General features: G+C 72.0%; 14 protein-coding genes. 4 read left to right on the top strand and 10 right to left on the bottom strand.

What is annotated here, in order from left to right; genetic code table 11:
- Positions 1 to 27: 27 nt before the first annotated feature.
- Positions 28 to 1,908, top strand: coding sequence for a sulfate adenylyltransferase subunit CysN (gene cysC / locus G6N64_RS08535; RefSeq protein ID WP_246231044.1), 1,881 nt, complete (start codon positions 28 to 30; stop codon positions 1,906 to 1,908).
- Here the strand turns inward: cysC and G6N64_RS08530 are convergent, their stop codons facing one another.
- A complete protein-coding gene (locus tag G6N64_RS08530; protein ID WP_163796498.1) occupies positions 1,909 to 2,676 on the bottom strand; it encodes a trans-aconitate 2-methyltransferase in 768 nt (255 codons plus the stop codon).
- A 30-nt stretch (positions 2,677 to 2,706) separates the two neighbouring features.
- On the opposite strand from G6N64_RS08530, the gene G6N64_RS08525 reads away from it, so the two are divergent.
- Together G6N64_RS08525 and G6N64_RS08520 are read left to right on the top strand one after the other, a co-directional pair.
- Positions 2,707 to 3,591 (top strand): amidohydrolase family protein, encoded by an 885-nt coding sequence (locus G6N64_RS08525; protein WP_163796497.1) that lies wholly within the window; start codon positions 2,707 to 2,709, stop codon positions 3,589 to 3,591.
- Positions 3,592 to 3,642: 51 nt separating this feature from the next.
- Positions 3,643 to 5,424, top strand: a complete 1,782-nt coding sequence (locus G6N64_RS08520; RefSeq protein ID WP_163796496.1) for an ArnT family glycosyltransferase — start codon at positions 3,643 to 3,645, stop codon at positions 5,422 to 5,424.
- Here the strand turns inward: G6N64_RS08520 and G6N64_RS08515 are convergent.
- Positions 5,421 to 5,723: a hypothetical protein gene (locus G6N64_RS08515; protein WP_163796495.1), complete on the bottom strand. Its 303-nt coding sequence runs from the start codon at positions 5,721 to 5,723 to the stop codon at positions 5,421 to 5,423. The two genes, G6N64_RS08520 and G6N64_RS08515, sit on opposite strands and share 4 nt — an antisense overlap.
- 142 nt (positions 5,724 to 5,865) lie before the next feature.
- Here G6N64_RS08515 and G6N64_RS08510 point away from each other — a divergent pair, with 142 nt between their 5' ends.
- Complete coding sequence (locus G6N64_RS08510; protein WP_163796494.1) at positions 5,866 to 7,065, top strand: alpha/beta hydrolase family protein; 1,200 nt, start codon at positions 5,866 to 5,868, stop codon at positions 7,063 to 7,065.
- 68 nt (positions 7,066 to 7,133) lie between these two features.
- Here G6N64_RS08510 and G6N64_RS08505 read toward each other — a convergent pair whose 3' ends face one another.
- The 8 genes from G6N64_RS08505 to G6N64_RS08470 are packed head-to-tail and all read right to left on the bottom strand — an operon-like array spanning position 7,134 to position 14,432.
- Positions 7,134 to 7,586, bottom strand: coding sequence for a hypothetical protein (locus G6N64_RS08505; protein WP_163796493.1), 453 nt, complete (start codon positions 7,584 to 7,586; stop codon positions 7,134 to 7,136).
- Between the two features lie 9 nt (positions 7,587 to 7,595).
- Positions 7,596 to 8,528 carry a type VII secretion protein EccE gene (gene eccE, locus G6N64_RS08500; protein ID WP_163796492.1) on the bottom strand — a complete coding sequence of 311 codons (933 nt, stop codon included), beginning with the start codon at positions 8,526 to 8,528 and terminating at the stop codon, positions 7,596 to 7,598.
- On the bottom strand, positions 8,528 to 9,910 hold the full coding sequence (gene mycP, locus G6N64_RS08495) for a type VII secretion-associated serine protease mycosin (RefSeq protein ID WP_281361489.1): 1,383 nt from the start codon (positions 9,908 to 9,910) through the stop codon (positions 8,528 to 8,530). Before mycP ends, eccE begins: the two co-directional genes overlap by 1 nt.
- Positions 9,907 to 11,322: a type VII secretion integral membrane protein EccD gene (eccD, locus tag G6N64_RS08490; protein ID WP_246231043.1), complete on the bottom strand. Its 1,416-nt coding sequence runs from the start codon at positions 11,320 to 11,322 to the stop codon at positions 9,907 to 9,909. Before eccD ends, mycP begins: the two co-directional genes overlap by 4 nt.
- Positions 11,289 to 12,164 (bottom strand): ESX secretion-associated protein EspG, encoded by an 876-nt coding sequence (locus tag G6N64_RS08485; RefSeq protein WP_163796491.1) that lies wholly within the window; start codon positions 12,162 to 12,164, stop codon positions 11,289 to 11,291. The genes eccD and G6N64_RS08485 overlap by 34 nt, the downstream gene beginning before the upstream one ends.
- Before the next feature lie 35 nt (positions 12,165 to 12,199).
- On the bottom strand, positions 12,200 to 12,493 hold the full coding sequence (locus G6N64_RS08480; protein ID WP_163796490.1) for a WXG100 family type VII secretion target: 294 nt from the start codon (positions 12,491 to 12,493) through the stop codon (positions 12,200 to 12,202).
- A gap of 31 nt (positions 12,494 to 12,524) precedes the next feature.
- Positions 12,525 to 12,818, bottom strand: coding sequence for a type VII secretion system protein EsxG (gene esxG, locus G6N64_RS08475; RefSeq protein WP_163796489.1), 294 nt, complete (start codon positions 12,816 to 12,818; stop codon positions 12,525 to 12,527).
- 51 nt (positions 12,819 to 12,869) lie between these two features.
- The gene (locus tag G6N64_RS08470) at positions 12,870 to 14,432 is read right to left on the bottom strand and encodes a PPE domain-containing protein (protein ID WP_163796488.1); all 1,563 of its coding nucleotides are present in this window, start codon (positions 14,430 to 14,432) and stop codon (positions 12,870 to 12,872) included.
- Position 14,433 lies beyond the last annotated feature (1 nt).

Raw genomic sequence — 14,433 nt, 5'->3', positions numbered from 1 at the left:
ACTGGGGCGAGCGAAGCGACGGGGAATGTGGTTGCACGGCAACTGCTGCGCATCACCACGGCGGGGTCGGTCGACGACGGCAAGAGCACGCTGATCGGCAGGCTCATGCACGACACCGACAGCCTGCCGCTGGATCACCTGGACGCCGTCACCGACGAGGCGGGCGTCGCCGACCTCGCCGCACTGTCCGACGGGTTGCGCGCCGAGCGCGAACAGGGCATCACGATCGACGTGGCGTACCGGTTCTTCTCGACCGAACGCCGCAGCTACATCCTGGCCGACACCCCGGGCCACGAGGCCTACACCCGCAACATGTTCACCGGTGCGTCGAACGCCCACGTGGCGATCCTGCTCGTCGACGCCCGCGCCGGCGTGCTGCGCCAGACGCGGCGGCACGCCCGGATCGCCAAGCTGCTGGGCATCAAGCACTTCGTGGCGGCGGTCAACAAGATCGACCTGGTGGACTTCGATCAGGCCCGGTTCGACGAGGTTCAGGCGGAACTGCAGCAGGTGGCCGACCGGCTCGGCGGGTCGGGCACGGAGGCCGACCTGGCGGTGATCCCGATCGCAGCCAAGCTGGGCGACAACGTCGTCCTCCGCTCCGACAACACGCCGTGGTACACCGGCCCCACCCTGCTGGAGTACCTCGAGGGCATCGAACTGTCTGCGCCGCAACCGGAGCCGACGAAGTTGCGGTTGCCCGTGCAGTGGGTGTCGCGGCCGACGGCCGAACAGCGGCGCCGCTACACGGGCCGGATCTCGGCGGGCACGCTGAGCGTCGGGGACCCGATCCTCGCCCTGCCGTCGGGCAGCCGGTCGACGGTCACGGCCCTGGACACCCTCGACGACGACCGCGCCACCGGCGTTGCCCCGCTGTCGGTGTCGGTGGAACTCGCCGACGACATCGACGTCGGCCGCGGCGACGTATTCGTCAGCGGCGCGGACGATGCCGTGCTGCCGGTGGCGGCCCGCGAGCTGTACTCGACGGTGTGCTGGTTCGCCGACACCCCGCTGCGCGCCGGCGACCGGTTGGCGCTCAAGCAGGGCGCACGCACGGTCCGCGCCACCGTCCAGGAACTGCACACCCGCCTCGACCCGGAGACACTCGACGACCTTGACGGTCCAGTCGAGTTGACGCTCAACGACATCGGCGCGGTGACACTGCGCACCAGCGGCGTCGTGGTCGCGGACCCCTACGCCGACAACCGCGACAGCGGCGCGTTCATCCTCATCGACGAGACCTCCAACGACACCGTCGGCGCGGGAACCGTCACCGAGGCGCGTGAGGTCAAGCCCGGTGAGCCGACCCGCAACGACATCCGCTGGCACCCGTCGTCGCTCGACCGCGACTACCGCTGGGGCAAGACCGGCCAGCGCGGGGCCACGATCTGGCTGACCGGGCTGCCCGCCTCCGGCAAGTCGACGCTCGCCGTCGCCGTGGAGCGCGCACTGGTCGAGTCCGGCGACGTGGCCTACCTGCTCGACGGCGACAACATCCGGCACGGCCTGAGCGACGACCTCGGCTTCTCCGCGGGTGACCGCGCCGAGAACATCCGCCGCGTAGGGCATCTCACGCGACTGCTCGCCGACGCGGGCGTCGTGGCGCTGGCGTCGCTGGTGTCGCCGCTGAAGTCGGACCGCGACATCGCCCGCACGCTCAACGAGGCGGCGAAGCTGCCGTTCATCGAGGTGCACGTCGCGACGTCGCTCGCCGAGTGCGAGAACCGCGACCCCAAGGGTCTCTACAAGCGCGCCCGCGCAGGCGAACTCAAGGGATTGACCGGGGTGGACGCACCCTACGAGGAGCCCGAGAACCCCGACCTCGTGGTCGACACCACCGGTGCGGACATCGGCGATCTGGTGCGCCAGGTCCTCGACGCGCTGCACGCCGCCCGCGACCGGAGGTAGTCAGCCGCCGACCCGCGCCACCACGAACACCCGCCGAAACGGGAAGTACGTCGTGCCGTCACGCCGCATCGGGTAGGCCTGAGCCAGAAGCGGAATGATGGCCTGGCGGTACCGCTCCCAGGCGTCGTCGTCGAGCCGGCTGCGCACCTGGGTCAGTGCGGTGCCCGTAATCCAGTCCAGCACCGGCGTGTCCCCGGTGAGCTGATGGACGTAGATGGTCTCCCAGGCGTCCACCACGCATCCGGCGTCGGCCAGCAGTTCCGCGTACCCGGTCGGGGCGGCGACCACGTCGGCCTCGCGGAACGGCATGTCGGCCAACGCATCGGCGAACTCGTCCGACCGGGCGACCGTGCGCACGGCCTCGTGCGAGGGGGCGTCGAAGTTACCGGGCACCTGCATGGCGATCCACGCCCCCGGATCGAGCAGGCCGGCCCACCGCACCAGCATGTCCGCGTGTCCGGGCACCCACTGTAGTGCGGCGTTGGACACGACGACGTCCGTGTCGGGCTTCGGCGACCAGTCGGCGATGCCCGACAGCTTCGCGTCCAGCCCGCGGGCGCGGGCCGCCTCGACCATCTCGGCCGAGCTGTCGACGGCCTCGATGACCGCGTCCGGCCACCGCTCGGCCAGCGTCACGGTCAGGTTTCCGGGTCCGCAGCCGAGGTCGACCACCCGGCGGGGGCTCTGCGCCCCCACCCGCGACAGCAGGTCGAAGAACGGCCGACCGCGATGGTCGGCGAAGGCGAGGTAGACGTCGGGATTCCACATGCCTGCGATCCTCTGCCATCCTGTCCGGTGATGGAAGAGACAGCGGCCGTGCGGCGGATCTGGGCGGACCTCGGGCTGCCCGGGATCGTCGACGTGCACACCCACTTCATGCCCAAGCGGGTCATGGACAAGGTCTGGCAGTACTTCGACTCGGCGGGTCCGCTGGTCGGCCGCGAGTGGCCGATCACCTACCGCACCGACGAGGTGGAACGCCTGCGCACCCTGCGTGAGTTCGGCGTCGTCGCGTTCACCTCGCTGGTCTACCCGCACAAGCCCGGGATGGCGGCGTGGCTGAACCAGTGGGCGGCCCAGTTCGCGGAGGCGACCCCCGACTGCCTGGCCACCGCGACGCTGTACCCGGAACCGGGTGTCGAGGACTACGTCGCCGATGCGATCGGGCGGGGCGCCCGGGTGTTCAAGGCGCACGTCCAGGTCGGTCGGTACGACCCGTCCGACCCGCTGCTCGACGCCGCCTGGGGCATGATCGCCGACGCGCGCGTACCCGTCGTCATGCACTGCGGCTCGGGTCCCGCGCCGGGCGAGTACACCGGTCCCGGGCCGGTGCTCGACGTCCTCTTACACCATCCCCGGCTGCGCCTGATCGTCGCGCACCTCGGCATGCCGGAGTACTCGGAGTTCCTGGACCTGTGTCAGCGGTTCGACGACGTCTACCTCGACACCACCATGGCGTTCACGGCCTTCGCCGAGGAGACGATGCCCTTCCCCACCGCCGACTACTCGCGGCTGCGCGACGTCGGCGACCGCATCCTGTTCGGCAGCGACTTCCCCAACATCCCGTACGGGTACGCCGAGGCACTCACCTCCGTGACCCGACTCGACGACGTGGACGACGACTGGCGGCGAGCGGTGCTGTACGACAACGGCGCCCGCCTGTTCGACCTCGCGCCCAGGTGATTCACAGGCGCCGCACCGGCTCTCGGGAGCATCCCCGACGACGCTGACCCCGTGACCGACCGGTGGCCGCGGTGGACGCTCGCCGCCGTGCTCGCGGGCACGGCCACCCTGTACCTGTGGAACCTGTCGGCCAGCGGGTACGGCAACACCTACTACGCGGCGGCCGCCCAGGCCGGCGCGCAGAGCTGGTCGGCGTGGTTCTTCGGGTCGCTCGACGCCCGGAACTTCATCACCGTCGACAAGCCGCCCGCCGCGCTGTGGGTGACGGGACTCTCGGTGCGCGTGTTCGGCATGCACCCGCTCGCGGTGCTCGCCCCGCAGGCGCTGATGGGGGTGGCCGCGGTGGCGGTGCTGTACGCGACCATGCGCCGGACGTTCACCGACGCGGTGGAGGGTGCGGTGGCGGGCCTGGTGGCCGGTGTCACCCTCGCGCTCGTCCCCGCGGCGGCGCTGATGTTCCGGTTCGACGATCCCGACGCACTGCTGGTGCTGCTGTCGACCGTCGCCGCCTACGGGTCGATCCGGGCGGTGCGGTCGACGTCGTGGCGCTGGCCGGTGTTCGTGGGCGCGGTGGTGGGGCTGGCGTTCCTGACGAAGATGCTGCAGGCGCTGCTGGTGGTGCCCGGCTTCGCCGCCGCCTACCTGACCTGCGCGGCCATCCGCTGGCGTCGACGGGTCGCGCACCTCGCGGCTGCGGGCGTCGCACTGGTGATCGGTGCGGGCTGGTGGGTGGCGGCGGTCGCACTGATCCCCGCGGATTCACGCCCCTACGTGGGCGGTTCGACCGACGACTCGGTGCTCGACCTCGCCTTCGGCTACAACGGCGCGAGCCGGATCCTCGGTCAGGATTCGCCCCGCGTCGCCGGTGGCGCCCGAACCGCGGGCGTGGGACGACTGTTCACGGGTGAGATGGGTGACGAGATCTCCTGGTTGCTGCCCGCGGCGCTCGTGGCGACCGGCATCGGCGCCTACCTCGCCTGCCGCGGTCGGCTCGGGCGGGTGGAGCGTGCCGCCCTGGTCGCGTGGGCCGGCTGGCTGGTGGTGACCGGCGTCGTCCTGAGCTACATGCGCGGCACCGAGCACCCCTACTACGCGGTCCTGCTCGCGCCCGCCGTGGCAGCGCTCGTGGGGCTGGGGTCGACGTGGGCGTGGCGGTGGCGCGACGCGTGGGGCGGTCGGATCGCGATGGCTGCCCTGGTGCTGGCCGGGTCGTCGTGGTCGTCGCTCCTGCTGCAGCGCAACGGGGTCCGATTCGCAACGCTGGTGATGGCCACAGGCGTTTTGGCAGCCGCGGCGCTGTCGATCGGCCACCGGTTTACGGGGCCCGGCGCACTGCTGGGTGCCGCGTCGCTGGCGGTGGGCAGCGTCGTCTTCACCGTGGCGACCGTCGGCACACCGCACCACGGGTCCGTCCCGAGTGCGGTGGTCATGCCACACGGCAGGGCGACCGCCGCTGCCTCGTGGACGGGGGACGAACAGGACGACACCCGGCTCGCCGATCTGCTGGCCGCCACCGACACGCCATGGTCGGCGGCGACCAACGGAGCGCAGTCGGCCGCTGCCCTCGAGATCTCTTCGGGGACGGCGGTGATGGCCGTCGGCGGATGGGGTGGCGACCCCGTGCCGACGTTGGCACGGTTCGTCGACGACGTGCATGCCGGCCGGGTGACCTACTGGGTGGAGGCGGGCGGTGCGGGAGCGGCCCGGCCGCACGGCGAAGTCGTTCGCTCGCAGAATCATTCGACTGCGCACACCCGGGAGATCGCCGACTGGGTGGCCGCGACGTTCCCACCGACGACCGTCGGCGACTCCCTGGTGTACCGGTTGTCCTAGACGGTGTCGTTGCAGGAGGTCGTCACGTGCACCGTGTCGAGTTGGGTCCCGTCGATCCGGCGATCGTCGTCGTCGACGTTCGAACCGCGCAGACCACTCACACCCGTTGCGGTGCACTGGGACAGCGATCCCTGACTGGGTCCGCCGTCGAGCTGGACCTGGTAGCCCTCGGAGCGCAGCCACTCGACGGTGTCCTCGGCCGAGCCGCCCATCGGCACGGCGGCCGCCGATGGTGCGAGCGCAATCCCGCCCATCATCAGCGCGCCGATCGCGAAACCCGTTGCCGCATAGCTCTTCATCAGGGAACTCCTTCGTTCGTCTGGGATGTGTGGTTGGTGCGTCTCCTCCAGGATGGTTGGCGTTCATCTGCAGTGCGAGGAACTCATATGCCACGCATAGACGGCTCGCCGGTGACACCCGAGTGCCGGGTTACCATCGCGTATGGCGCAAGCGCAGACGGATGCGATCGATCCACCGATCCCCGTCCTCGACGTCCCCGGTGCGGACGCCACCAGGGGTGGTCTCCCCCGGCGGGAGGATCTCACCTGGGAGCAGCGGCTGATCGTGGACTCGTCGGCGGTCGCCGATCTGGGTCTGCGCACCGCGATCGCGTCCGTGATCAGCGCGACGATGCTGCCGCGGATGGCGATGTCGGCCCTGCGCCCCTCCGATACGCGGGCCGAGCACGCGGCGCTCGAGTTCTACGCCGACCTGGCCGCCGGCAAGGATCCCGCGGCCTCGTTCCCCGCGCCCACCCGGCCGCCGCGGGTGTCGACGCGGCCGGCCAATCCGATCGCCGAGTGGACTGCCCGCGGACGGGTGGAGAACCTGCGGTTCGCGAGCAGCTTCGAGGCCGTCAACCCCGCGGTACGGGACCGCCGCCTGGGATACGCGCGCAACAGCGTCGTGCACGCGCAGCACTGGCGCCACGACGACGGACCGCATCCGACGCTGTGCCTGATCCACGGCTTCATGGGGTCGGCGTACCTGTTCAACGGGCTGTTCTTCTCGCTGCCGTGGTTCTACCGCGCCGGCTACGACATCGTGCTGTACACCCTGCCCTTCCATGGCAGGCGAGCCGAAAGGGGTTCGCCGTTCAGCGGTTACGGTTATTTCGCCGACGGGCTCGCAGGGTTCGCCGAGGCGATGGCACAGGCCGTGCACGACTTCCGTTCCGTGCTCGACCATCTCGAGTACACCGGAGTGGACCGCATCGCTCTGACCGGGATGTCGCTGGGCGGCTACACCTCGGCGCTGATCGCCGGCGTCGACGACCGCGTCCAGGCCGTGATCCCGAACGTCCCCGTGGTCACGCCGGACGCGGCGTTCGACGACTGGTTCCCCGCCAACCTGCTCGTCAAGCTCGGCAATCGGATGACGCACACCGACCAGGACCTGATGACCGCCGCGTCCGCCTACCACTCGCCGCTGAACTATCGGCCGCTGGTGCCGAAGGACCGGCGACTCATCATCACCGGGCTCGGCGATCGTCTGGCTCCGCCCGAGCAGGCCGAGCGGCTGTGGCAGCACTGGGACCGGTGCGCGTTCCACTGGTTCCCCGGCAATCACGTCCTGCACGTCAGCCAGCCGGACTACCTGCGCCGCATGACGCGCTTCCTCTCGGAGTTCATGTTCGACTAGCTCGAGTGGCCAGTTACCTGCCGCAGCCAGGCCTGCCGGCGCACGTAAGTGGCCACTCGGCGGCGACGCTACAAGGGGCCGAGGCCGACGCCCGGTAGTAGGCCGCCGTCGGTGTCACCGTCACCGGTGCCGCCCGGCTGGTTGGGGAAGGCGGTCCGCGGGGTCGGGCTCACGCTCATCGGCGTCCGCAGCGTCGGGGTCGGTGTCCGTCGCGGGGTGCTGGACGTCGGGCCGGGCGGCGGGGCCGTCACCACGGGTGGGGGCACCGAGACCGGCACGGGTGCGTCGACGACGGGTGCCAGGGCAGGCGCGTCCACCGGCGGTTCCGGCGCCACCGAGACGGTTCCTGCGGGCACGGCCACCATGGGAGTGCTCGTCGAGGTGGACGACGGGACGGGCTCGACCGGCGAGGCGTCGTCGACGGCGTGCGGCCACAGCGCCATCGCCCCGACCACCGCGCCGATGGCGGTCGCCGAGGCCAGCGCCAGGACCGACCGGTCTCCGGCAGCAAACCCTGCCATGCGGCGATGCTACAAGCGCGCGTGCGCTCCGCCCGCCACTTCCGCCGAACCCATCGGCCAGTGCAGCCGGTCGAGCACGTCCGCCCGCAACGGTGCCGGGTCGAGGCCGAGGGCCTCGCCGGTATCCGAGCCGAGGGCGCTCAGCAGCGGGCGATGCCGTCCGCTCTGCGGCACCAGACCGGGGACGGGCGAACCCTTCTGGACGTCGTCGGTGCGGATGGCCGCCACCGCCACCGCCGACGGCCGGGCAGCGGAACCACTGAACTCCAGCGCCGTCCACGTCGCCTCGCCCGCATGGGCCCACACCTGCTCGAGACGCTCGGGCAGGGTGTCGTCGACGGGGATCCGGTATGCGCTGACGAATCCGGCGTCGTCGCGCAGCCCGTGCCACGTCTCGCGAGCCGACTCGACGAGAGGGCCCTCGACGTCGTCGACGATGACCGCCTCGACGCCGAGTTCGCGCAGATGGTCGGCCAACCGCCTGCCGACGATCTCCGCCGTCTCGAACAGCGGCAGTTCGGGCGACCTGGCCCGCAGCGCCGCCAGGTTGTCGACCGCGGCCACCGTCAGGGCGACCCACGTGCGCCGGGTGTCACCGAGGTCGAGGGTGGTGACGCGCACGGACGCGCACCGCACGCCGTACCGCTCCACGTAGCCGGCGATCACGTCGAGCGGCAGCGTCGCATCCGACCGCCCGGCCATCGAGAGCAGCACCGTCACGTCGTCCGAAGGCGTCGACGCGCCGGCCCCGCGGTTGCGTCGCGCCACCGCCAGCCGGCGGCGGATCATCGTGGTGAGGAACTGTCCCCGCCACCACGCCAGCACGATCAGCACCACCGCTATCGCGACGCCGAGCACCCAGCGCTCGGTGGGTGTGTGCCACGGGTAACCCATGGCGGCGGGTATGACGACGAGCAGCGCCAGTGTGAGTCGGGCGGTCATCAGCCCTCCTTCCGTCGATGTGCGGCGATCAGGGTGGCCGCCGCGGCGACGGCGAGGACGCCGGTGCCGACGAAGGCGATGGTGCGAGGAGTGTGGTCGACGACCTCGGGCGGTGCGGGCGCGGCGAGTTGCCGTGACTCCGGCGCCTCGGCGCCGTCGTCGGCGCCGACGTCCCACGTCAGGGCGGCGACCGGATCGACCGTGCCCGCCCCGACGAGGTTGGACGGCGACCGTGCGGCGCCGTGCGCGCTGGCGGTGATCCGGCGCACGACCTCGTCGGCGCGCAGCTCCGGGAAGCGGCTGCGAACCAGGGCGGCGACGCCCGACACGTACGCCGCGGCGTAGCTGGTGCCGCTGACGCCGAACAGTTCACCCTGATCGTTGGGCAGCGCGTTGGCGAGTCCACCGCCGTCGGCGTTGCTCACCGAAGCGATGCCCTGCCCGGGCGCGGCGAGTCCCACCCACGGTCCCGCGGACGTGAAGTCGGACGGCCGGCCCTGCGCGCTGACCGATCCGACCGAGAGCACATAGGGCTGCCACCACGACGGGATCGACACCGAGGTGACGCCCGCCCAGTTGCGCGCGTCGTCGGGACGCCCGGGGTCCGACAGCGGGTTCGACGGACAGGCCGACCCCGCGTTCAGCCCGGCCCGGTTGTTGCCCGCCGCGGCGACGATGACGACGTCCTTCTCGACCGCCGCGTAGCGCAGGGCCGCACCGAGTTCGTCCTGTGCGACAGCCTTGTTGGCGGGCAGGCAGGTCACCGTCGAGACGTTGATGATCCGTGCGCCCAGATCGGCGGCCCGCACCACGGCGCGGGCCAGGCTCGTGACGTCCAGCGTCGCCCGAACCAGCAAGGGGTCCTCCCCCGTCGCGCGGGGTGCGAACCGTCCCGAAGTCTGGCGGATGGAGATCAGCCGTGCGCCGGGCGCCACGCCCGAGAAGCCGTCCTCGCCGGGCTGTCCGGCGATGAGACCCGCCACCAGGGTCCCGTGGCCGTCGCAGTCGGTGAGCCCGTCGGTGTTCTCGACGTAGTCACCGCCGGGTTCGACGTTCGGCAGGCGGGGGCCGGGGCGGACCCCGGTGTCGATGACGGCGACCGTCTGGCCGTCGCCACGGCTGTACTCCCACGCGCCCGTCAGGTTCAGCAGCCCGCCGTTGGGGCTCGCGGCACCGGGATCGCTGCCCGGTAGGACACCCGCGACGAGGCAGGGGCTGCGCTGTGCCATCGGAGCAACCGGGCCGGCCGTGCCCGGCGGCGGTGCCACCTGAGCGTCGATCTCGGGGGGCGTAATCGCCCATGCCGCAGGACAACTCGTCACCGCGACCGCTACCGAGACCGCGAGCGAGGCGAATCCGGCGCGCACCCGCGCGTCGGTCACCGCTCCAGCACCCAGGTGAACAGCCCGACGAGGTACGCCATGACCGGGATCAGCGACGCGTCGAGCGCGGAGGCGACGAAGCCCGTGACCCGCCGCATGGGCAGCGAGTAGGTGTCCGGGTTGGCGACCGCGGGGTAGAGCGCGGCGATCGCCCACGCCACGGTCAGCCCGGCGAGGACGATCAGCGCCCACCACGCCGCCTCGTAGCGCTCGTCGAGCAGGTAGACGATGCCCAGCGCGACGGTGACGAGGTAGGACTGGCCGAGCAGCCACGCCTTGCACGGCGCGGAGTCCCACACCCTGGCCCGCAGTGCCGCGCCCAGCGCCGCCGCGACCACGACGTACCACGCCCACGCCGAGACGCCCTGCGGCGCAACGAGGGCGACCGATCCCGCGACGGCCAGGACGACGCCGCCCGCGACGAAGCCGGTCTGGTGCGAGTCGCCGACCCGAACCCGGCGGGGCAGGTCCTCGAGCACGCGCAGCGACGGGGCGGCCGGGGACGGGTCGCCGGGCGCCGGGATGACCGGCACCGGGAACCGGGCCCACAGCGCGGACAGCTGCGCGGCCTGCACGGTGAAGAGCAGCGCGAGCACGATCAGGGCGCTGCCGAGGACCAGGGCGTCGAGCGTCCACAGTGCGGCCGCGCCGGACACGATCGCGGCGCCGACGCCGACGGTGGTCGCCGCGGTGAACACGGCGATGGCTCGCTCGGCGAGGGTGATGCTGATGATCGACCACGCCGTCACACCCGCGGCGGCGAGCAGCACCTGGGCGGCGCCGACGTCACCGGGCACGGCGAGCGCGAACGCCGCCGCGATCGGGAGGAGCGCGGTGACCGACAGGGCCGTGGCCAGCCGCGGTGTCCGGGACCGGGTGACGAGTGCACCGAGGACCGTCAGCAGCGCGACACCGCTGACGGTGAACAGTCCGGCGTGCTGGCCCGTGGCGACGCGGTGCAGGGTGGCGACGGCCGTGGCGAGGACGACGAGCGCGAGCACGGCGATCGAGGCGCCCCGCTGCACGTGCTCGGCGCCCCAGGGCCGTTCGCGCGCCGCGGAGAAGATGACGGCGGCGTCGGCGATGTCCTCGACGATGCGCGGTGCGGGCGGACCCACCGGAACCGGTTGCAGGGCGAGCAGATCGCCGTCGGCGACACCGACGGTGTCGAGGGTGGCGTCCAGGCTGAACGGCACTCCTCCGACCGGGGCGAGGGACAGCTGCACCGGCACCGCGGGGCGCGCGTCACCGGTCGGCAGCGCCATGCGGCGCACCGCGGGAAGGATCTCGCGCAGCGGCAGTTCGGTGGGCAGCGCCATGTCGACGAGCCGGCCGCCCTCGTCGCCGGTCGCGAGGACCGCGACGCGCACGATGGGCATCACCGGCGAGCCGGACGTGATGGTGTCGGACATTCCTGGTCTTCCGTTCTATGGTCGAAGTCTCTGGTGAGGTGGGCGTGGGGGAACCACACGCCGTCGGGCAGCGTCGAGGTGAGCCGCTCGACGGCGGCCGCAATGGCCAGCGGGGTTCCGGGGGTGAACGTCGAGACCCACTCGCCGTCGTATCCCACTGCGGGACTGACGAGTACGCGCCCGGCCGAGGTTTCGACGACGCTGACGCCGACCTCGGTGCTGACGCGGTGGCCGTCGCGGTGGTCCCCGGCGACGATCTCCACGTACGTGCGGTCGGGCGCGTACGCCGCCTCCACGACGTGCCGTGCACCGGCCGGTATGCCGAGGTCGTCGACGACGTCCGTCAGCGTGGCCCCGCCGCGCAGCCTCTCGTCGGCTCTGGCCCCGACCCGCGCGGCGAGGACGAACTCGTCGAAGCGTGCGGCCGGTCGGTGCGACAGCCCCGCCGTGACCACCGGTACCAGCGCCTGCGGATGGTCGACCTCGAGTTCGGTGAACGTGACGAGGCCGCCGCTGCGGAACGCCACCACCACGCCGCCCTCGAGTCGGGACACGAAGCCGCGCAACAGCCGTCCCGGACCGGACACGAACCGCAGTTCGAGCCACCGCCGTGCACGACAGGTCGCGGTGACCCACCGGGCGACCGACGCGGCGACGCGGCCGTCGGCCAGCACGCCCAGCCCGGTCAGTTCGTCCCGCAACCGGGCGTCGAAGGCCGGGCGCGCCGCGAGGTCCGCATACGGCGGGGTGATGGCGAGAACCCACGGGAAGTTCCCGGCACCCACCGTGTCCGCGACGGACCACGCCTGCTCGGCGGTCAGCTCGACCGCGTTAGCGCCCACTGCTCATCGGGGCCCCCGCATCGGGCTCGACGTCATCAGGCCGCGCCCCACTTCGCGCCCTGTGCCGCATCCCGCGCGCTCATCGACATGGTGTTCATCTCGTGCGTGCTGGCCATCGCCCGGTAGGCCCGGACGAGCTCCTCGAGGCTGGTGTTCCACTGCGCCTGCCATGCCTGGTACGACATGCCGGTGTCGCCCTGCCAGCCCGCGGACAGCGCGGCCTGCTCGCTCGCGACGTCGGCGCCCACGGCGTGGAGCGCGCCGGAGTAGCCGTTCATCTCCGCCGACAGCGCCAGCATGGCCGGGTAGTTGTACATGATCTGCGACATCTGTTGTGTCCCTTCAGCTCTGCTCGGCGGATCAGATTGCGGTGTAGGTGCTGGACGCGGCGGCGTCCTCGGCGACGTAGGTGGACGCGGCGTCGCCGATGTTCGCCTGGGCGATGTCGAGCAGGGCGTTGACCCTCGCCGACACCTCGATGAACCGGGCGTGCGCGGCCTGGAACGCCACAGCCGACTCACCCATGTGAAACGCCTGCGAGGACTGTGCGGCCTGCTCGGCCTGGGCGATGGTGCTGCGCATGAGCGCGGCCTTGGCGGAGAACGCCGCCTCCGAGGCGACGAGCTGGGGGATGTGAGCGTCGAGAAGGCTCATGGTGGGTCCTCATCTGTGAAAGTGATCGTGCGTGGTCGGTGCTCGGGTGTCTCAGGTGCGTGGTCCCCCCTCCTGGTCCCAGTCGCCCGGCATCAGCGGGTCGACGGGACCTCCGCCGTACGGGTCGTCCGGGAGTTGGGTGAGACCTCGCACGTCCTGCGTCGACGCGGGCCTCTCCGCGGTCGTGGTCCCCGTGAAGCCGATCTGACCCGCTCCGCGCGACGACGCGCTGCTACCGGGCTGCGCCCGAGGCGTCGGTTCGGAATCCGGTTCGGGTTCGTAGTCCATGTAGGCGTCGGCGTATCCGCGCTCCTGGACCTGGGCGCCACGCTTGCGACGCGCCTTGCGCTTCGCGAGGGACGACGCCGCCGCACCCGTCGCCGCCGCAGCAGCGATGTCCGAGGCCGGGGCCTTGGCACCGGTGCCCTCGCGCAGCGTCGGGGTGGGCCCGGGGCCGGGGTTGCCGCCCGACACCGCGTAGGGCACCAGCGGCGCGCCCGCCGCGGCGGCGGATCCGACGCCGGGCGCCGACCCGGCGGGCACCGACGTCACGGACGTGGCGGGCGCCGGCGTGACCGTCGGGGCGACACTGGCGGCGGGCAGCGGCTGTTGCTGCTGAACCTCGGCGCGCGGAGCGGGCGCCTGCGCCGGCGCGGGCTGCTCGGCCGGTGCCGGCTCCGGGGCGGCCGGCCTGTTGAGGTACTCCTGGAGGAAGTAGTTGCCGACGCCCAGACCGATCGCGAGCAGCGGCTGCAACAGCAGCTGTGGGTAGGTCAGCGACGCACCGACCCACGAGATCGCCTGATACGCCAGGGCGAACAGGAACGGTCCGTACTGCACCAGCGTCGGCCCGGGATTCGTCAGGAGCCCCGTGAGCAGATCGACCGTGTTCCCCAGCGGGTCCGCGAAGAAGTCGATGAGCGGGTCGAAGAGCGACGACGTGAAGTCGGTGTAGGCCTGGAGTATCTGCTGGAGGAAGTCGGCGTTGTTCAGCGCCGACCCCGCGTCGACCGCCTGCACCTGTGCGACCGACTGCTGCGCGTCCGCGGCGCCCGATCCTGCCTCGCCGACGCCGGGCGCCACCAGCATCGGCGCGGGCGGGGTGGCGGGCGTCGCGGCGACCGACGCACCAGCGACCGCCTGGTACGTGCTCATCGTCGTGGCGGCCTGCACCCACATGCGGACGTAGTCGGCCTCGTTCACGGCGATCGGAATCGTGTTGATGCCCAGGAAGTTCGTGGCCATCAGTACGCCGTGCACGGTGTGGTTGGCCGCCAGCTCGGGCAGCGTCGGCATCATCGCCAGCGCCGTCGTGTACGCCGCCGCCGTCGTCTCGTGCTGGACTGCCGATGCCGCGCTGTTGGCACTGGCCTGAGCGAGCCAGGTCAGATAGGGCGCATGCGCGGCGACGTACTGCTCGGCGCTCGGCCCCTCCCACGCACCCGACTGCACCGCGGCCAGCAGGCTGGTGAGTTCAGCTGCGGCCGTGGAGTACTCGACGCTCAACGACTGCCACGCCGCGGCGGCGGCCATCAGCGGGCCGGGACCGGGGCCGCTGCTGAGCAGACCCGAGTGCACCTCGGGCGGCAGCGCCATCCAGACGGGAGCGGTCATG

The sequence above is a fragment of the Mycolicibacterium sediminis genome (assembly GCF_010731735.1).
Classification (GTDB): domain Bacteria; phylum Actinomycetota; class Actinomycetes; order Mycobacteriales; family Mycobacteriaceae; genus Mycobacterium; species Mycobacterium sediminis.
The sequence above is the reverse complement of the archived record's forward strand: the minus strand, read 5'-3'. Positions and strand labels throughout refer to the sequence as shown.